The sequence below is a fragment of the Bacteroides sp. RCH18 genome, from assembly GCF_058231005.1.
Genome location: NZ_JBIPTC010000001.1, coordinates 1,149,511 through 1,168,689, shown reverse-complemented (window position 1 = coordinate 1,168,689; position 19,179 = coordinate 1,149,511). Strand labels below are relative to the sequence as shown.

At 43.4% G+C, this 19,179-nt stretch carries 14 protein-coding genes and 2 rRNA genes; all 16 read left to right on the top strand.

Features of this window, described 5'->3' with window-relative positions; all coding sequences use genetic code 11:
- Positions 1 to 2 precede the first annotated feature (2 nt).
- The 16 genes from ACHLI0_RS04590 (at position 3) to ACHLI0_RS04515 (ending at position 18,917) form a co-directional block, all read left to right on the top strand.
- Positions 3 to 2,881, top strand: a 23S ribosomal RNA gene (locus ACHLI0_RS04590).
- A 117-nt stretch (positions 2,882 to 2,998) separates the two neighbouring features.
- Positions 2,999 to 3,109: ribosomal RNA gene (gene rrf / locus ACHLI0_RS04585) — 5S ribosomal RNA — on the top strand.
- 219 nt (positions 3,110 to 3,328) lie between these two features.
- A complete protein-coding gene (locus ACHLI0_RS04580) occupies positions 3,329 to 4,177 on the top strand; it encodes an ABC transporter ATP-binding protein (protein ID WP_008764965.1) in 849 nt (282 codons plus the stop codon).
- A 3-nt stretch (positions 4,178 to 4,180) separates the two neighbouring features.
- A complete protein-coding gene (locus tag ACHLI0_RS04575; protein ID WP_008764966.1) occupies positions 4,181 to 4,996 on the top strand; it encodes a hypothetical protein in 816 nt (271 codons plus the stop codon).
- 15 nt (positions 4,997 to 5,011) lie between these two features.
- On the top strand, positions 5,012 to 5,383 hold the full coding sequence (locus ACHLI0_RS04570; protein ID WP_008764967.1) for a GntR family transcriptional regulator: 372 nt from the start codon (positions 5,012 to 5,014) through the stop codon (positions 5,381 to 5,383).
- Positions 5,384 to 5,396: 13 nt separating this feature from the next.
- On the top strand, positions 5,397 to 6,197 hold the full coding sequence (locus ACHLI0_RS04565) for a hypothetical protein (RefSeq protein ID WP_008764968.1): 801 nt from the start codon (positions 5,397 to 5,399) through the stop codon (positions 6,195 to 6,197).
- 17 nt (positions 6,198 to 6,214) lie between these two features.
- Positions 6,215 to 6,661 (top strand): hypothetical protein, encoded by a 447-nt coding sequence (locus ACHLI0_RS04560; RefSeq protein ID WP_008764969.1) that lies wholly within the window; start codon positions 6,215 to 6,217, stop codon positions 6,659 to 6,661.
- Positions 6,662 to 6,888: 227 nt separating this feature from the next.
- On the top strand, positions 6,889 to 7,479 hold the full coding sequence (locus ACHLI0_RS04555; protein WP_008762988.1) for a hypothetical protein: 591 nt from the start codon (positions 6,889 to 6,891) through the stop codon (positions 7,477 to 7,479).
- A gap of 11 nt (positions 7,480 to 7,490) precedes the next feature.
- Entirely contained in the window at positions 7,491 to 8,333 is an 843-nt protein-coding gene (locus ACHLI0_RS04550; RefSeq protein ID WP_490748552.1) for a DUF2764 domain-containing protein, read from the top strand.
- 17 nt (positions 8,334 to 8,350) lie between these two features.
- On the top strand, positions 8,351 to 10,108 hold the full coding sequence (locus ACHLI0_RS04545) for a V-type ATP synthase subunit A (RefSeq protein WP_008764971.1): 1,758 nt from the start codon (positions 8,351 to 8,353) through the stop codon (positions 10,106 to 10,108).
- A 33-nt stretch (positions 10,109 to 10,141) separates the two neighbouring features.
- On the top strand, positions 10,142 to 11,467 hold the full coding sequence (locus ACHLI0_RS04540) for a V-type ATP synthase subunit B (RefSeq protein WP_008762991.1): 1,326 nt from the start codon (positions 10,142 to 10,144) through the stop codon (positions 11,465 to 11,467).
- A 40-nt stretch (positions 11,468 to 11,507) separates the two neighbouring features.
- Complete coding sequence (locus ACHLI0_RS04535; RefSeq protein ID WP_008762992.1) at positions 11,508 to 12,113, top strand: V-type ATP synthase subunit D; 606 nt, start codon at positions 11,508 to 11,510, stop codon at positions 12,111 to 12,113.
- Positions 12,110 to 13,933, top strand: coding sequence for a V-type ATP synthase subunit I (locus ACHLI0_RS04530; protein ID WP_490748551.1), 1,824 nt, complete (start codon positions 12,110 to 12,112; stop codon positions 13,931 to 13,933). The genes ACHLI0_RS04535 and ACHLI0_RS04530 overlap by 4 nt, the downstream gene beginning before the upstream one ends.
- A gap of 52 nt (positions 13,934 to 13,985) precedes the next feature.
- Positions 13,986 to 14,447 carry a V-type ATP synthase subunit K gene (locus tag ACHLI0_RS04525; RefSeq protein ID WP_005675599.1) on the top strand — a complete coding sequence of 154 codons (462 nt, stop codon included), beginning with the start codon at positions 13,986 to 13,988 and terminating at the stop codon, positions 14,445 to 14,447.
- A 205-nt stretch (positions 14,448 to 14,652) separates the two neighbouring features.
- Positions 14,653 to 16,314, top strand: coding sequence for a glycogen/starch synthase (locus tag ACHLI0_RS04520; RefSeq protein ID WP_016267245.1), 1,662 nt, complete (start codon positions 14,653 to 14,655; stop codon positions 16,312 to 16,314).
- A 38-nt stretch (positions 16,315 to 16,352) separates the two neighbouring features.
- On the top strand, positions 16,353 to 18,917 hold the full coding sequence (locus ACHLI0_RS04515) for a glycosyltransferase family 1 protein (protein ID WP_008762995.1): 2,565 nt from the start codon (positions 16,353 to 16,355) through the stop codon (positions 18,915 to 18,917).
- Positions 18,918 to 19,179 lie beyond the last annotated feature (262 nt).

Below are 19,179 nucleotides of genomic sequence, written 5' to 3'. Positions count from 1 at the left end.
GAAAGAAAGTAAGCAAGGGCGCATGGCGGATGCCTTGGCTCTCGGAGGCGATGAAGGACGTGATAAGCTGCGATAAGCTCTGGGTAGGTGCAAATAACCTTTGATCCAGAGATTTCCGAATGGGACAACCCGGCATTCTGAAGGAATGTCATCCATCTTTGATGGAAGCTAACGCAGGGAACTGAAACATCTTAGTACCTGTAGGAAAAGAAAATAATAATGATTCCCCTAGTAGTGGCGAGCGAACGGGGAATAGCCCAAACCACCCATGTTACGGCATGTGTGGGGTTGTAGGACCACGATATCGCAAGACATTTGATGAATAGAATCCTCTGGAAAGTGGGACCATAGACGGTGATAGTCCGGTACATGAAGTCAAATTAAGCGTAGTGGTATCCTGAGTAGCGCGGGACACGAGAAATCTTGCGTGAATCTGCCGGGACCATCCGGTAAGGCTAAATACTCCCGAGAGACCGATAGCGAACCAGTACTGTGAAGGAAAGGTGAAAAGCACTTCGAATAGAAGAGTGAAATAGTCCCTGAAACCGTGCGCCTACAAGCGGTCGGAGCTGCGTAAGCAGTGACGGCGTGCCTTTTGCATAATGAACCTACGAGTTACTTTTTCCGGCAAGGTTAAGCATCTTGAGATGTGCAGCCGAAGCGAAAGCGAGTCTGAACAGGGCGTCGAGTCGGAAGGAGTAGACGCGAAACCAAGTGATCTACCCTTGGTCAGGTTGAAGGTTAGGTAACACTAACTGGAGGACCGAACCGATAAGCGTTGAAAAGCTTCCGGATGAACTGAGGGTGGGGGTGAAAGGCTAATCAAACTTGGAGATAGCTCGTACTCCCCGAAATGCATTTAGGTGCAGCCTTGTGAGTTACTAATGTGAGGTAGAGCGACTGATAAGATGCGAGGGCTTCACCGCCTATCAAGTCTTGATAAACTCCGAATGCGCATTAGTTCTATCACAGGAGTGAGGGCATGGGTGCTAAGGTCCATGTCCTAAAGGAGAAGAATCCAGACCATCAGCTAAGGTCCCCAAATAAACACTAAGTTGAACTAACGAAGTCAGATTGCTAAGACAGCTAGGATGTTGGCTTGGAAGCAGCCATTCATTTAAAGAGTGCGTAACAGCTCACTAGTCGAGGAGTTTGGCGTGGATAATAATCGGGCATTAAGTGTTTTACCGAAGCTATGGGATCAGTAATGATCGGTAGGGGAGCATTCCACTCTGCGTCGAAGGTGAAGCGTGAGCTTTGCTGGAGCGTGTGGAAAAGCAAATGTAGGTATAAGTAACGATAAAGGGGGTGAGAAACCCCCTCGCCGAAAGACTAAGGTTTCCTGATCAACGCTAATCGGATCAGGGTTAGTCGGGTCCTAAGGCTCAGCCGAACGGTGAGGCCGATGGCAGAACAGGTTAATATTCCTGTACTACCTTAAGGAGTGACGTGGAGACGGAGCAGTGACAGCGCCGCGGACTGACGGAATAGTCCGTTGAAGGGTGTAGATGTTGATTATCCCAGGCAAATCCAGGATAAGAGTCGAACCTGATAGTATGGAGCGTTCTTCGGAACAATCCAATAGTGCGTGTAATCATACTCCCAAGAAAATCCGCTAAACTTAATCCTTGAGGTACCCGTACCGCAAACGGACACACGTAGTCGGGTTGAATATACTAAGGCGCTTGAGTGATTCACGGTTAAGGAACTAGGCAAATTGACCCTGTAACTTCGGGATAAAGGGTCCCAACGAGAGTTGGGCGCAGAGAATAGGTCCAGGCAACTGTTTAACAAAAACACAGGGCTGTGCCAAATTGAAAGATTACGTATACAGCCTGACACCTGCCCGGTGCTGGAAGGTTAAGAGGAGATGTCATCGCAAGAGAAGCATTGAATTGAAGCCCCAGTAAACGGCGGCCGTAACTATAACGGTCCTAAGGTAGCGAAATTCCTTGTCGGGTAAGTTCCGACCTGCACGAATGGTGTAATGATCTGGACACTGTCTCAACCGTGAGCTCAGTGAAATTGTAGTATCGGTGAAGATGCCGATTACCCGCGATGGGACGAAAAGACCCCGTGAACCTTTACTATAGCTTAACATTGAATTTGGGTAATTGATGTGTAGGATAGGCCGGAGACTTCGAAGCAGGTACGCCAGTATTTGTGGAGTCGCTGTTGAAATACGGCCCTTTGATTATTTGAGTTCTAACTCGTGGTACGAGGACACTGTTTGGTGGGTAGTTTGACTGGGGTGGTCGCCTCCAAAATAGTAACGGAGGCTTCTAAAGGTGCCCTCAGGACGATTGGTAACCGTCCGCAGAGTGTAATGGCATAAGGGCGCTTGACTGGGAGACTTACAAGTCGATCAGGTAGGAAACTAGAGCATAGTGATCCGGTGTTTCCGTATGGAAGGGACATCGCTCAAAGGATAAAAGGTACTCCGGGGATAACAGGCTGATCCCTCCCAAGAGCTCATATCGACGGAGGGGTTTGGCACCTCGATGTCGGCTCGTCACATCCTGGGGCTGGAGAAGGTCCCAAGGGTTGGGCTGTTCGCCCATTAAAGTGGCACGCGAGCTGGGTTCAGAACGTCGTGAGACAGTTCGGTCTCTATCTATCGTGGGCGTATGAAATTTGCGTGGCTCTGACACTAGTACGAGAGGACCGTGTTGGACTGACCGCTGGTTTACCAGTTGTGCCGCCAGGTGCATTGCTGGGTATCTAAGTCGGGATTGGATAAGTGCTGAAAGCATCTAAGTACGAAGCCAGCCACAAGATTAGATTTCTTAGGGTCGTTAAAGACGATGACGTTGATAGGATGCAGGTGTAAAGGTGGTAACATCAAAGCCGAGCATTACTAATTGCCCGTTCACTTTCTTTCGGACGGTGCGGATCGCGATATATACGTTTAGCGAGCGTATCAGTAAGTTCATTCATTTGACTCTGATATCTTACTTAAGTTTTACTTTTCATCATGTCATAACCTTATTGAATTTATTCAGGTGGTTATAGCACGAGGGTTCCACCTCTTCCCATTCCGAACAGAGAAGTTAAGCCTCGTCACGCCGATGGTACTGCGTAACAGTGGGAGAGTAGGTAGCCGCCATTTTTAGAAAGTCCCCGCCAGTCATCTTTGACTGGCGGGGATTTCTTGTTTATACACTTTCTTGTCCGATTTTTGGGTTCTCCTGCTTATTTTCTATGATTCAGCCAAATTTATATTCTTTTTCTTTTGTTATTTCGGAATGAATATATACTTTTATAGTGTACTATTAAACTAATACACTAGACGTCGTGTATTAACTATAAGAACTTAAAAATTAATATTATGATTAAAGCTGAAAATTTGTCTTTTATCTATCCCAAATCAAAGCGCATGGTATTACACGACTTTTCTTTCTCTTTAGAGGCTGGTCGGGTTTATGGACTGTTAGGACGCAATGGGGCGGGGAAATCTACTCTCCTTTATTTGATAGCCGGGTTATTGACTCCGAAAAAAGGGAAAATAGTGTTCCATGATATAAATGTCCGTTCTCGTCTGCCAATGACGTTGCAGGATATGTTCTTGGTTCCGGAGGAATTTGAATTGCCTTCTATTCCATTGAAAAAGTATATTGAATTGAATGCTCCTTTTTATCCGAACTTTAGCAAAGAGGATATGCACAAGTATCTTCATTGTTTTGAAATGGATATGGATGTGAATTTAGGAGCACTCTCTATGGGACAAAAAAAGAAAGTGTTTATGAGTTTTGCTTTGGCTACCAATACTTCTCTTCTGCTGATGGACGAACCGACCAATGGACTGGATATTCCGGGAAAGAGCCAGTTCCGTAAATTTATGGCATCGGGGATGACAGAGAATAAAACTATTGTAATTTCAACTCATCAGATACGTGATATAGACAAAATGCTGGATTCAGTCATGATCATGGATGAAAGCCGGGTGTTGCTGAACGAATCAATAGTGCGTATTTGCGAGAAATTGTGCTTCAAGGAAAGTGATGACCGTAGCCTGATGGATAAAGCGCTTTTTGCTGTCCCTTCTCTGCAGGGGAATAGTTTGCTTTTACTGAATGAGTATGGCGAAGATTCGGATATCAACCTGGAACTGCTATTTAATGCAACACTGGCACAACCACAAAAGATCACTAAATTGTTTCACGCTCAATATGAATAGATTATGATAAAGGATACATTTTTTAGTTTTTCCCGTTTCGGAAAATTACTCCATAAAGAGGTTTCGGAAAATTGGAAGTTGTATATGCTTCGTACATTAATGATATATGGAGTTTTGACAATCGCATTGATATGGGCCGGCTATTTCGAATACAAAAGCTATAATCCGCTTTTTTCGTTTGACGACGCGAATGTACATGTAACTACTCTGATCACCTGGATGTGGGTTTGGTGGGGATTTACATGTCTTGGTGCTTCGTTTGCATTTGAATCAATGAAGTCTAAAACAAGACGTATTACAAATTTAATGGTGCCTGCTACTACTTTTGAAAAGTACTTTCTTCATTGGCTGATCTATGTACTTATTCTTCCATTGCTTATCTATTTCTTTATAATATTGGCGGACTATACCCGTGTATTTGTTTGTGCAATGATATATTCGGAAGTCCCTTCTATAGAAGCGACGCAATTTAAGTATTTCGTTGATCAGGGAGATGGTAAATATTCGTTATGTCACAACTGGTCGGAGGGAACTTTATTGATTTTGCTTAATCTGTATATTCAATCTTTATTTTTGTTGGGCAGTATTTTCTGGTCTAGGAATGCTTTTATTAAAACACTTATAATCCTGGTTGTCATTGGCTTTGTGTATTATTGGAGTGGAGTAGTTGCTGTTCATCTATTTAAAGATTGTGATATTATAAATTTGAATTCATTTATCTTTAAGTGGGGACATATACTATTCCCTGTATTAACTATTATAAATTGGGTCTTGACTTATTTCCGCTTAAAAGAGTCAGAAGTAATTCATCGGATGTAAAAAAGGAGGGTATGTATGAATTTTAAAGAAAGCAGAGCAATATATTTACAGATAGCCGATCGCATTTGTGATGACATCTTGTTGGGACAATATGAAGAAGAGGGGCGTATTTCTTCAGTCAGGGAATATGCATCTATTGTAGAAGTGAATGCAAATACAGTGATGCGCTCGTACGAGTATCTTCAGTCTCAGGAAGTGATTTACAATAAACGAGGCATTGGCTTTTTTGTAGCTTCCGGAGCAAAGGCACTGATTCATTCGTTGCGAAAAGAACAGTTCCTGAAAGAAGAGGTTGATGGCTTTTTCCGACAACTTTATACACTCGGCATCTCTATCAAAGAAATAGAGAAGATGTATTATGAATTTATACAAAGACAAAATCAATAAAAATAAATAAGATATGAAACGCACAACATATATAATCATAGGACTTTTTGTACTGGGTTTATTACTGATACCTATCCTTCTGAGGACACCTGCGGCCGAGAAAACAGCTCATCGTTTATCAATGGAAGGGGAACGTACTGAAATAGAAATGGCAGGGATTCGTCATGTGAAGATAGTTGAAAAGCTAGGGGAAATTGATAAAGATGATATAGGAGTATTGGGTAAGTTGGATGTACAGGCTTCATCCTTTTCGGATAAGAGTATATTGGTGTATCCGAAGAGCAAATATCTGAATGTGAGCCAAGAAGGGGATTGCCTGTTGGTTGAAATAAATCTGGACGATAAAGGTCTTTCTCAAATAACTGGAGAGATAGAAAAAGGAGCTAGATTAGTTTTAGGTGGTTTGAATATGGAATTAAAAACGGATTCGACATTACTTTCTATTGAAAATCGTGTGAGTAGGGTGAATATTAATGTAAAGAAGATGAATTTGGACTCTTTATATCTCTTTAATGACGAATGGCAGGACATCTCACTAGAATCTTGTAGTTTTCGTTCGTTGGATATAAGAGGGAAGAAGCTGAGCTTGAAGGCTAATCAAGTGAAGGCAATAAATTATTATGAAGAATTAGGGACTATCAGGAGTAGTGAGATTTCCGGATTCAGTGTTGATAATTTGTATCTGTCAGGAAAAGATTCGCATAGATATCGGACAGGTATCAACTGCAAGCGTATCTTTTGGAATCCCTTAGCTAAAGATGCGGAACTTGAGCTTACTTTGAGACAGAAGGGTGAGATTATATTGAATCGTTGAATATAAACGGAAAGGAAATGAAAACTATAAAGTATTTTGCTGTTTTAAGTCTGTTGGTTGGTTTGTCCGGCTGTAACTCAAAACCGGACTTAGACGGATTCCGGGAAGTAGAGATAAGTAATAATATGCTGGATACTATACCGGAAAACAGATTGAATAATTATAAAGAAACGATCGAAAAAACTTATTTATTGGGTTGTCTGGTATTGGGTACAGCCGGTAGTTCGTCGGAAAGTAGTCCGGCTCAACTGAAGGAATGGAAAGAGTCTTTGAATATGCCCGACACGATAAAACCGATCTATAGGGAGAGGCTGTGGGACTTTGTCTTTTATCCACAAATTACGTATGAAGTTGAATCCAGATACCTGGGTATCTATCAACGGAGAAAAACTGTAATTAAAGGTATCGGGCTTGGTATGATTACAGGAAAAGAAGAAGAATATATCAAATCAAGGCAGAAATAATTCATTGTTGGTGCTTTATTCGTTATAATATTTTAAGACAGGTGTCATTTAGTAATATTACCGTGAGAAAAGCGGAATAAAATTGGTGTAAAAGTGTGATTTTATAAGAAGAGAGTCGATTTCTTTGCATCTTTCTCTTTTTTATCAAATTGATTTTTGTAAATTTGGCGAGAATCTATTGAAGGAACATAATTAATACAGTAATAATACTAAATACTCCTGTTAATATGGAAAACAAAATTCAAGAGTTGACCGATAAGATTTATCGTGAAGGCGTGGAAAAAGGAAACGAAGAAGCGCAGAGACTTATCGCGAATGCTCAGGATGAAGCAAAGAAGATCATTGAGGATGCTCGTAAAGAAGCGGAATCAATTGTCGCTGCCTCTCGTAAATCTGCTGATGAACTGGCAGATAATACAAAATCAGAGTTAAAACTATTTTCCGGTCAGGCTGTCAACGCACTCAAATCTGAGATTGCCACGATGGTCACTGACAAGTTGATAACCGCTTCTGTGAAGGATTTCGCTCAGGATAAGGATTATCTGAATGCGTTTATCGTTGCGCTGGCATCCAAATGGAGTGTAGATGAACCTATCGTCATCTCTACGGCCGACGCTGAATCACTGAAAAAGTATTTTGCAGCCCATGCGAAAGCTTTGTTGGATAAAGGTGTGAAGATCGAACAAGTGAACGGTATCAAGACTTTATTTACGGTTTCTCCGGCGGACGGTTCGTATAAGGTGAACTTCGGAGAAGAAGAATTCATGAATTACTTCAAAGCGTTCTTGCGTCCTCAGTTAGTAGAAATGCTATTTTAAAAGGAGCGACTATGAGTAGTAAATACTATTACTTGGTAGCCGGTTTGCCGGAACTCACTTTGGAGGACAGTAAACTGTGCTATACAGTAGCTGATTTTAAAACAGAAATCTATAGCGGATTGTCTGCTTCAGACCAAAAGTTGATCGACTTGTTCTATCTGAAGTTTGATAATGCCAACGTGTTGAAACTCCTCAAAGACAAAGAGGCGGAAATAGACAAACGTGGAAACTACTCTGCCGCGGAACTCACCGAATATATTTCTATTCTGAGAGAAGGCGGGGAAATCAGCCCCAAAGAATTTCCTTCTTATCTGTCTGTTTTTATTTCCGATTATCTGAATACGCCTGCCGAAAGCATGGTGTTGCAGGAAGATCATTTGGCTGCTTTATATTATGAGTATGCCATGAAATGTGGAAATAAGTTCGTCTCTTCTTGGTTTGAATTCAATCTGAACATTAATAATATTCTTGTTGCATTTACCGCTCGTAAATTCAAATGGGATATTGCTGCCCATATCGTAGGAAACACGGAAGTATGCGAAGCCTTGCGTACATCCAGCGCCCGCGATTTCGGATTGTCCGGTGAGGTGGATGTTTTTGAATCGTTGGTGAAGATCAGTGAGATCACGGAACTGGTGGAACGTGAGAAGAAACTGGATGCTCTGCGGTGGAACTGGATGGAAGATGCTATTTTCTTCGACTATTTCACCGTTGAACGTATTTTCGCTTTCTTGCTGAAACTGGAAATGATTGAGCGTTGGATTTCATTGGATAAGGAAAGAGGAAATCAATTGTTCCGAAGCATCATTGAATCGCTGAAGAATGAAGTACAGATTCCCGCAGAATTCAGATAATAAATTTTAAAAAATATATGGCAACAAAAGGAACTGTTAGTGGCGTTATTGCCAACATGGTGACCCTCGTCGTTGACGGACCGGTAGCTCAGAATGAGATTTGTTATATCTCTACCGGTGGCGATAAGTTGATGGCGGAGGTGATTAAGGTGGTAGGTGCAAACGTATATGTCCAGGTGTTCGAAAGCACCCGTGGACTGAAGGTAGGTGCCGAAGCTGAATTTACAGGACACATGCTTGAAGTGACCTTAGGTCCGGGTATGTTATCGAAGAACTACGATGGTCTGCAAAACGACCTTGACAAGATGGACGGTGTTTTCCTGAAAAGAGGACAATATACATATCCATTGGATAAAGAACGTATATGGCATTTTGTTCCGATGGTGAAAGCCGGCGATAAAGTCGTAGCTTCCGCATGGCTGGGACAGGTGGACGAAAACTTCCAGCCGCTGAAAATTATGGCTCCGTTTACTATGAACGGAACGGCTACCGTAAAGACCATTATGCCCGAAGGAGATTATAAAATAGAAGATACCATTGCGATCCTGACAGATGAGGAAGGAAATGACATTCCGGTAACGATGATTCAGAAATGGCCGGTAAAACGGGCTATGACGAATTACAAAGAAAAGCCGCGTCCTTTCAAATTGCTGGAAACCGGTGTACGTGTAATCGATACGCTGAATCCGATTGTGGAAGGCGGTACAGGATTTATCCCCGGCCCGTTCGGTACAGGTAAGACAGTGCTTCAGCACGCTATCTCCAAACAGGCGGAAGCGGATATCGTAATTATTGCGGCTTGTGGTGAACGTGCCAACGAGGTAGTGGAAATCTTTACAGAATTCCCGGAATTGGTGGACCCGCATACAGGACGCAAATTGATGGAGCGTACCATTATTATTGCAAATACTTCCAACATGCCGGTAGCCGCCCGTGAAGCATCTGTATATACAGCAATGTCTTTGGCTGAGTATTACCGTTCGATGGGACTGAAGGTATTGCTGATGGCTGACTCTACTTCCCGTTGGGCGCAGGCGTTGCGCGAAATGTCCAACCGTATGGAAGAATTGCCCGGACCGGATGCGTTCCCGATGGATATTTCTGCTATTATTTCTAACTTCTACGGTCGTGCAGGTTATGTGAAACTGGGTAACGACGAAACCGGTTCAATTACTTTCATTGGTACGGTGTCACCTGCCGGTGGTAACTTGAAAGAGCCTGTAACGGAAAATACAAAGAAGGTAGCCCGCTGTTTCTACGCATTGGAACAGGATCGTGCCGATAAGAAACGCTATCCGGCCGTGAACCCGATTGACTCTTATTCCAAATATATCGAATATCCGGAATTTGAAGAATATATCAAGGAACATATCAATGACGAATGGATCGGCAAGGTGAATGAACTTAAAACCCGCTTGCAGCGTGGTAAGGAAATTGCCGAGCAGATTAACATTCTGGGTGATGACGGTGTACCTGTGGAATACCACGTGATTTTCTGGAAATCCGAATTGATCGACTTCGTAATCCTGCAACAGGATGCCTTTGATGAGGTTGACTCGGTGACTCCGATGGAACGTCAGGAAGCAATTCTGAATATGATAATCGACATCTGCCATACAGAATTTGAATTTGACAATTTCAATGAAGTAATGGATTACTTCAAAAGGATGATCAATGTATGCAAGCAGATGAACTACTCGAAGTTCAAATCTGAGCAGTACGAAGGATTCCAGCAGCAATTAAAAGAATTGATTGCCGAAAGAAGCGTTAAATAGTAAATTGTAAATAGCTAAATTGTAAATATATAGATGGCAACAAAAGCTTTTCAAAAGATATATACCAAGATTACTCAGATTACCAAGGCTACTTGTTCGCTGAAAGCGACAGGAGTAGGGTATGACGAGCTTGCCACTGTGAACGGTAAACTGGCACAGGTGGTTAAGATTGCCGGTGACGATGTCACTCTGCAGGTATTTGAAGGTACGGAAGGTATTCCTACCAACGCCGAAGTGGTGTTCCTCGGCAAATCGCCTACGTTGAAAGTGAGTGAGCAGTTGGCAGGACGTTTCTTCAATGCTTTCGGTGATCCGATTGACGGAGGTCCGGAAATTGAAGGACAGGAAGTGGAAATCGGTGGTCCGTCAGTGAATCCGGTGCGCCGTAAACAGCCGTCGGAACTGATTGCAACGGGTATTGCCGGTATCGACTTGAATAACACACTGGTATCCGGTCAGAAGATTCCGTTCTTCGCCGACCCCGACCAGCCTTTCAATCAGGTGATGGCAAACGTGGCATTGCGTGCTGAAACAGATAAGATCATTCTGGGCGGTATGGGTATGACGAACGATGACTACCTCTACTTTAAGAATGTATTCTCCAACGCTGGTGCTCTCGACCGTATTGTGAGCTTCATGAATACGACGGAAAATCCTCCGGTAGAACGTCTGCTGATTCCGGATATGGCACTGACTGCTGCCGAATACTTCGCCGTAAACAATAACGAGAAAGTATTGGTACTGTTGACCGATATGACCAGCTACGCCGATGCGTTGGCTATCGTATCCAACCGTATGGATCAGATTCCGTCCAAAGACTCTATGCCGGGTTCGCTCTATTCGGATTTGGCGAAGATTTACGAAAAGGCGGTGCAGTTCCCTTCCGGTGGCTCTATTACGATTATTGCGGTGACAACGTTGTCCGGTGGAGATATCACACATGCTGTGCCTGATAATACGGGTTATATCACAGAAGGACAGTTGTTCTTGCGTCGTGACAGTGATATCGGTAAGGTTATTGTTGACCCGTTCCGTTCATTGTCTCGTCTGAAACAGCTGGTAACCGGTAAGAAGACACGTAAAGACCATCCGCAGGTGATGAATGCCGCTGTACGTCTGTATGCCGATGCTGCAAATGCGAAGACTAAGATGGAAAACGGTTTCGACCTGACAAATTACGACGAACGTACGTTGGCTTTTGCGAAGGACTATTCTAACCAGTTGCTGGCTATTGATGTTAACCTTGATACTACTGAAATGCTGGATGTGGCCTGGGGCTTGTTCGGCGAATACTTCCGTCCGGAAGAAGTAAATATCAAGAAGGAGCTTGTTGACCAGTACTGGCCGAAAGGAGAATAATCAGCAACTAAATTTATAACCAATAATTAGCAAAAACAACGTGGCTATAAAGTTTCAATATAACAAAACCTCTCTTCAGCAGCTCGAAAAGCAACTGAAAGTGCGGGTGCGTACGCTTCCTATCATCAAGAATAAGGAAAGCGCCCTCCGCATGGAAGTGAAGCGCTGTAAAACGGAAGCTGCCGATCTGGAGGATAGGCTCGAACAACAAATTCAAGCCTATGAAGCCATGTTCGCCCTTTGGAATGAGTTTGACGCTTCATTGATAAAGGTGAATGACGTTCATCTTGGCGTGAAAAAGATTGCGGGTGTACGTGTACCGCTTCTCGAAAATATCGATTTCGAGATACGTCCGTACAGTATGTTTAACGCTCCCAAATGGTATGCCGACGGTATCCATTTGCTGGAGGAACTTGCGCATACGGCAATTGAACGTGAGTTTATGCTCGCCAAGCTGAATCTGCTAGAACATGCGAGGAAAAAGACCACTCAGAAAGTGAATCTTTTTGAGAAGGTACAGATACCGGGCTATCAGGATGCATTGCGAAAGATCAAGAGATTTATGGAAGATGAAGAGAACTTGTCGAAATCATCGCAAAAGATCATGAAGTCCCATCAGGAAAAAAGGAAGGAGGAAGAGGCATGATTACAAAAATGAAGAAACTCACATTCCTGGTTTATCATAAGGAATACGAAGAATTCCTGAACAGCCTGCGCGAACTTGGTGTAGTCCACATCGTGGAGAAACAGCAAGGTGCTGCCGACAATACGGAACTGCAAGAGAATATCCGTCTTTCCAACCGCCTGACAGCTACTCTGAAACTGCTTCAGAATCAGAAGCATGAGAAAGATGCTGTGATCGCAACGGAAGGAGGGACAGCTGCTCGTGGTTTGCAGGTATTGGACGAAGTAGATACCTTGCAGACTGAACACGGCAAATTGTCTCAGCAATTGCAGGGCTATGCCAAAGAAAAGGAAGCATTGCAGGCATGGGGCAATTTCGATCCGGCAAGTGTCCGGAAATTGAGAGATGCCGGCTATGTAATCGGTTTCTATAGCTGTTCGGAAGGAAACTACCAGCAAGAATGGGAGACGGAATACAATGCGATGATCATTAATCGTATTTCTTCCAAAGTATTCTTTGTGACCGTCACCAAAGCCGGTCAGGAAGTGGATCTGGACGTTGAGCAGGCGAAACTTCCCGCCTATTCGCTGGCACATCTCGAAACGTTGTATAATACAACGGAGCAGGCTATCGAAGAGAACGAAAAGAAACTGGTAGCACTTTCTGAAACGGATGTACCTTCCTTGAAGGTCGCTTTGAAGGAGTTGCAGGGACAGATTGAATTCTCGAAAGTAGTATTGAGTTCTGAACAGGCTGCCGGTGATAAACTGATGTTGATTGAAGGATGGGCTCCTGCCTATAGTAAGGTGGAGATAGAAGCCTATTTGAATGACGCACATGTATATTATGAGATTACCGATCCGATGCCGGGTGATAATGTCCCTATCCGATTGAATAATAAGGGATTCTTTGCCTGGTTTGAACCGATCTGTAAACTGTATATGCTTCCGAAGTATAATGAACTGGACCTGACACCGTTCTTTGCCCCGTTCTTTATGATCTTTTTCGGACTCTGTCTGGGAGATTCCGGATATGGACTCTTCCTGTTCCTCGGAGCTACGGCATATCGCTTACTGGCAAAGAAGGTGACTCCGTCGATGAAGTCGATCCTTTCGCTGATACAAGTATTGGCTGTTTCAACTTTCTTCTGCGGTTTGCTGACGGGTACATTTTTCGGAGCGAATATCTATGATCTGGACTGGCCTATCGTGCAACGTCTGAAACACGCGGTGCTGATGGATAACAACGATATGTTCCAGTTATCATTGATTTTGGGTGCTATTCAGATTTTGTTCGGTATGGTGCTAAAAGCAGTGAATCAGACGATTCAGTTTGGTTTCAAATATGCAGTGGCAACGATCGGATGGATTATCCTGTTGGTTTCAATGGCTGTTTCGGCTTTATTGCCGAACGTACTGCCGATGGGAGGTACAGTGCATCTGGTTATTCTGGGTATCTCCGGTGCGATGATATTCCTCTATAACAGTCCGGGAAAGAACATATTCATGAATATCGGACTTGGTTTGTGGGATTCATATAACATGGCTACCGGTCTGCTGGGAGATGTTTTGTCCTACGTTCGTCTGTTTGCCCTCGGACTTTCCGGAGGTATTCTGGCGGGAGTGTTCAACAGTCTGGCAGTAGGTATGAGTCCGGATAACGTGATTGCCGGTCCTATCGTAATGGTGCTGATCTTTGTGATCGGTCATGCAATCAATATCTTTATGAATGTGCTCGGTGCAATGGTTCACCCGATGCGTCTGACATTTGTAGAGTTCTTCAAGAACTCCGGTTATGAAGGAGGCGGCAAGGAGTACAAGCCTTTTAGAAATTTAGAATAAAACATTGAGAAATAATAAACTAAGAATTAAACAATAAAAATAGAATAAGATTATGGAAATGAATTTGTTTATTGCCTACATTGGCATCGCAGTTATGGTTGGTTTGTCAGGCATTGGTAGTGCTTACGGAGTAACTATTGCAGGTAACGCTGCTATCGGCGCATTGAAAAAGAATGATAGTGCATTCGGTAACTTCCTGGTATTGACTGCGCTTCCGGGTACACAGGGTCTGTACGGTTTTGCCGGTTACTTTATGTTCCAGACTATCTTCGGTATCCTAACTCCTGAAATCACTGCTATCCAGGCATCGGCAGTTCTCGGTGCAGGTATCGCTTTGGGATTGGTAGCCTTGTTCTCGGCTATCCGTCAGGGACAGGTTTGTGCAAACGGTATCGCTGCTATCGGCCAGGGACACAACGTGTTTAGTAATACATTGATTCTTGCCGTATTCCCGGAACTTTACGCTATCGTTGCTTTGGCTGCCACTTTCTTGATCGGTAGTGCACTTGCGTAAATTTTTCAAGGAAAAAATTTTTTAATAAAGATCTTTCAATCCCCTTGTGAATGCAGCTTTGCGTTCGCAAGGGGATATTCTTTTTTCATGGCGGGCTAACCTTTCTTTCCTCTTATTAACTCATATTTTTCGCATAAAGTATTATTTTTCAAAGAATAATGCGTACTTTTGCACTCGCATACTAAAAAGAGTTTTAATATATTATATGGTAAAAGATTTATTAACCCCCGATTATATCTTCGAGTCCAGCTGGGAAGTATGTAATAAAGTGGGAGGGATATACACCGTATTGTCGACACGGGCGAATACATTGCAGGAAAAATTCCGCGACAGAATTTTTTTCATAGGTCCTGATGTGTGGCAAGGAAAAGAGAACCCTCTATTCATCGAGTCGGATAATCTGTGCGCTGCCTGGAAAACGCATGCACTTGAAAACGATCATCTTTCCGTCCGTATAGGACGATGGAATATACCCGGTGAACCCATTGTCATTCTTGTTGATTTCCAACCTTTTTTTGAAAAGAAGAACGATATATACACAGAAATGTGGAATCGTTTTCAAGTAGACTCGTTGCACGCTTATGGCGATTACGACGAGGCTTCTATGTTTTCGTACGCTGCTGGAAGAGTAGTAGAAAGTTTCTACCGCTACAACCTGACAGAAACGGATAAGGTGGTATATCAGGCACATGAATGGATGACCGGAATGGGAGCACTTTATGTACAGGAAGCTGTCCCCGAAGTTGCTACTATTTTTACAACCCACGCTACTTCCATCGGACGTTCGATAGCCGGCAATCATAAGCCGCTGTATGACTATCTGTTTGCGTATAATGGCGATCAGATGGCACAGGAATTGAATATGCAGTCGAAGCATTCCATCGAGAAGCAGACGGCGCATCATGTAGACTGTTTTACGACAGTAAGTGAAATCACCAATAACGAGTGCAAGGAATTGCTCGACAAACCGGCAGATGTAGTACTGATGAACGGTTTCGAAGACGATTTCGTACCCAAAGGCAATACATTTACCGGAAAACGTAAGCGTGCGCGCTCATTAATGTTGAACGTAGCCAATAAATTGTTGGGAACAAATCTGGATGATGATACGTTAATCATCGGTACCAGTGGTCGTTATGAATTCAAGAACAAGGGGATCGATGTCTTTCTGGAGTCATTGAACCGTCTGAACAGAGATAAAAACCTGCATAAGAATGTATTGGCATTCATCAATGTACCCGGTTGGGTGGGAGATCCCCGTGAGGATTTGCAGGCGCGATTGAAAAGCAAAGAAAAGTTCGACACACCGCTTGAAGTTCCTTTCATCACTCACTGGCTGCACAATATGACGCATGACCAGGTATTGGATATGCTGAAGTATTTAGGAATGGGCAATCGTCCCGAAGATAAAGTAAAGGTGATTTTCGTACCTTGCTATCTGGACGGTCGTGATGGTATTATGAACAAAGAGTATTATGATATATTGCTGGGACAGGATTTGAGCGTTTATGCTTCCTATTACGAACCTTGGGGATATACTCCTTTGGAAAGTGTAGCGTTCCGTGTACCTACAATTACTACTGATCTGGCAGGCTTTGGCCTTTGGGTGAACAGTCTCAAGAATCAGCATGGCATCAATGATGGAGTAGAAGTGCTGCATCGTTCGGACTATAATGATTCGGAAGTGGCGGATGGTATCAAGGATACGATTACGCTCTTTGCGGATAAATCGGAAAAAGAAGTGAAGGAAATCCGCAAACGTGCGGCAGATGTTGCAGAGCAGGCACTGTGGAAGCACTTCATTCAATATTATTATGAGGCTTATGACATTGCTCTGCGCAATGCTCTGAAGCGTCAGTTAAGCTAAAAAAACATTTTATTCATCAATAAGTAAACAAAAACATTATGAAAATTAAAGTTAGTAATGTGAATACTCCGAACTGGAAAGAGGTTACAGTGAAATCACGTATCCCTGCTGAGTTGGAGAAATTGTCCGAAATTTCACGCAACATCTGGTGGGCATGGAATTTTGAAGCGACAGAACTATTTAGAGATCTAGATCCGGAACTTTGGAAAGAATGTGGACAGAATCCTGTGTTGTTGCTGGAACGTATGAGCTATGAGAAGCTGGAAGCTTTGGCAAAAGACAAGGTAATTCTGAGAAGAATGAATGATGTTTATACAAAATTCAGAGATTATCTGGATGTGAAGCCGGATGAGAATCGTCCGTCTGTAGCCTATTTCAGCATGGAATATGGTTTAAGCAGCGTCCTGAAAATATATTCCGGTGGTTTGGGTGTATTGGCTGGCGACTACCTGAAAGAAGCTTCTGACAGCAATGTAGATCTTTGTGCAGTAGGTTTCTTGTACCGTTACGGCTACTTTACTCAAACGTTGTCTATGGACGGTCAGCAGATTGCTAACTATGAAGCACAAAACTTCGGTCAGCTTCCTATCGACCGAGTGATGGATGCGAATGGTCAGCCGTTGGTAGTGGATGTTCCTTATCTGGACTATTATGTACATGCTAACGTATGGCGCGTAAACGTAGGACGTATTTCTTTATATCTGTTGGATACGGATAATGAAATGAACAGCGAATTCGACCGTCCTATTACTCACCAGCTTTATGGTGGCGACTGGGAAAACCGTTTGAAACAGGAAATCCTGTTGGGTATCGGTGGTATCCTGACACTGAAAGCATTGGGCATCAAAAAAGACGTTTATCATTGTAACGAAGGACACGCTGCATTGATCAATGTTCAGCGTATCTGCGACTATGTAGCTACCGGACTGACATTTGATCAGGCTATCGAGCTGGTTCGCGCTTCTTCTCTTTATACAGTTCATACTCCGGTTCCTGCCGGTCACGACTACTTCGACGAAGGTTTGTTCGGTAAATACATGGGCGGTTACCCTGCAAGAATGGGTATCAGCTGGGATGACCTGATGGACCTTGGACGTAATAATCCGGGGGATAAGGGCGAACGTTTCTGCATGTCAGTATTTGCTTGCAACACTGCTCAGGAAGTAAACGGTGTAAGCTGGCTGCATGGAAAAGTTTCTCAGGAGATGTTCTCTACTATCTGGAAAGGTTACTTCCCCGAAGAAATGCACGTAGGTTATGTGACTAACGGTGTTCACTTCCCTACATGGAGTGCTACGGAGTGGAAAGAACTGTACTTTAAATATTTCAACGAAAACTTCTGGTTCGACCAGTCGAATCCTAAGATTTGGGAAGCAATCTATAATGTGCCCGATGAAGAGATCTGGAAGACTCGTATGACGATGAAGAACAAGCTGGTAGATTATATCCGCAAGTCATTCCGTGATACATGGCTGAAGAATCAGGGAGATCCTTCACGTATCGTTTCATTGATGGATAAGATCAATCCGAATGCATTGCTGATCGGTTTCGGTCGTCGTTTTGCTACTTACAAACGTGCGCACCTGCTGTTTACTGATCTGGAACGTCTTTCTAAGATTGTGAACAATCCTGACTATCCGGTACAGTTCCTGTTTACAGGTAAGGCTCATCCGCACGATGGAGCAGGACAGGGGTTGATCAAACGTATTATCGAAATCTCCCGTCGTCCGGAATTCCTGGGTAAGATCATCTTCCTCGAAAACTACGATATGCAGTTGGCGCGTCGTCTGGTTTCCGGTGTTGATATTTGGTTGAATACTCCGACTCGTCCGTTGGAAGCATCCGGTACATCCGGTGAAAAGGCTTTGATGAACGGTGTTGTCAACTTCTCTGTATTAGACGGATGGTGGCTGGAAGGTTACCGTGAAGGTGCAGGTTGGGCGTTGACTGAAAAACGTACATATCAGAATCAGGAACATCAGGATCAGTTGGATGCTGCTACAATCTACAGCATTCTTGAAACCGAAATCCTGCCGTTGTACTATGCTCGTAACAAGAAAGGCTACTCGGAAGGCTGGATTAAGGTAGTGAAGAATTCTATCGCTCAGATCGCTCCTCACTATACGATGAAACGCCAGTTGGACGACTACTACAATAAGTTCTACAATAAGTTGGCAAAACGTTTCCATATGCTGTCTGCTAATGACAATGCAAAAGCAAAAGAAATTGCTGCATGGAAAGAAGAAGTCGTTGCCAAGTGGGATTCTATCGAAATCGTATCTTGCGACAAGCTGGAAGATTTGAAAGCCGGTGATATCGAAAGCGGAAAAGAATATACTATTACTTACGTAATCGACGAAAAAGGCTTGAATGATGCTATAGGTCTTGAACTGGTAACTACTTATACAACTGCGGATGGCAAACAACACGTTTACTCTGTAGAACCGTTCAGCGTTATCAAGAAAGAAGGCGACCTTTACACATTCCAGGTTAAACATAGCCTGTCAAATGCCGGTAGCTTCAAGGTGTCTTACCGTATGTTCCCGAAGAATCCGGAACTTCCGCACCGTCAGGACTTCTGCTACGTGCGTTGGTTTATCTGATAGCTTGACGGAGTAGGGAAGTGACGCTTCCCTGCTTGACGTCCCTATATAAAAGAAGCCCCTGCAATTCGAATGATCGAAATTGCAGGGGCTATCTTTTTATATCTCAATGTAACGGCGTGGATAAGATCAGTATCTTCGGCAAAAGTGCCTGTACTTGGATCAGATTAACCTACTGCGTTAACAGGAATAAGATACCTTGTCGGATGTTGTGCCATCCTATTGGCACAACTGTGCCAACGGCGTGACATAACTGTGCCAA

What these genes read in the sequence shown, in the direction of transcription:
- ACHLI0_RS04580 (WP_008764965.1), top strand. Translation starts at nt 3,329, where the DNA reads ATGATTAAAGCTGAAAATTTGTCTTTTATCTATCCCAAATCAAAGCGC.
- ACHLI0_RS04575 (WP_008764966.1), top strand. Translation starts at nt 4,181, where the DNA reads ATGATAAAGGATACATTTTTTAGTTTTTCCCGTTTCGGAAAATTACTC.
- ACHLI0_RS04570 (WP_008764967.1), top strand. Translation starts at nt 5,012, where the DNA reads ATGAATTTTAAAGAAAGCAGAGCAATATATTTACAGATAGCCGATCGC.
- ACHLI0_RS04565 (WP_008764968.1), top strand. Translation starts at nt 5,397, where the DNA reads ATGAAACGCACAACATATATAATCATAGGACTTTTTGTACTGGGTTTA.
- ACHLI0_RS04560 (WP_008764969.1), top strand. Translation starts at nt 6,215, where the DNA reads ATGAAAACTATAAAGTATTTTGCTGTTTTAAGTCTGTTGGTTGGTTTG.
- ACHLI0_RS04555 (WP_008762988.1), top strand. Translation starts at nt 6,889, where the DNA reads ATGGAAAACAAAATTCAAGAGTTGACCGATAAGATTTATCGTGAAGGC.
- ACHLI0_RS04550 (WP_490748552.1), top strand. Translation starts at nt 7,491, where the DNA reads ATGAGTAGTAAATACTATTACTTGGTAGCCGGTTTGCCGGAACTCACT.
- ACHLI0_RS04545 (WP_008764971.1), top strand. Translation starts at nt 8,351, where the DNA reads ATGGCAACAAAAGGAACTGTTAGTGGCGTTATTGCCAACATGGTGACC.
- ACHLI0_RS04540 (WP_008762991.1), top strand. Translation starts at nt 10,142, where the DNA reads ATGGCAACAAAAGCTTTTCAAAAGATATATACCAAGATTACTCAGATT.
- ACHLI0_RS04530 (WP_490748551.1), top strand. Translation starts at nt 12,110, where the DNA reads ATGATTACAAAAATGAAGAAACTCACATTCCTGGTTTATCATAAGGAA.
- ACHLI0_RS04525 (WP_005675599.1), top strand. Translation starts at nt 13,986, where the DNA reads ATGGAAATGAATTTGTTTATTGCCTACATTGGCATCGCAGTTATGGTT.
- ACHLI0_RS04520 (WP_016267245.1), top strand. Translation starts at nt 14,653, where the DNA reads ATGGTAAAAGATTTATTAACCCCCGATTATATCTTCGAGTCCAGCTGG.
- ACHLI0_RS04515 (WP_008762995.1), top strand. Translation starts at nt 16,353, where the DNA reads ATGAAAATTAAAGTTAGTAATGTGAATACTCCGAACTGGAAAGAGGTT.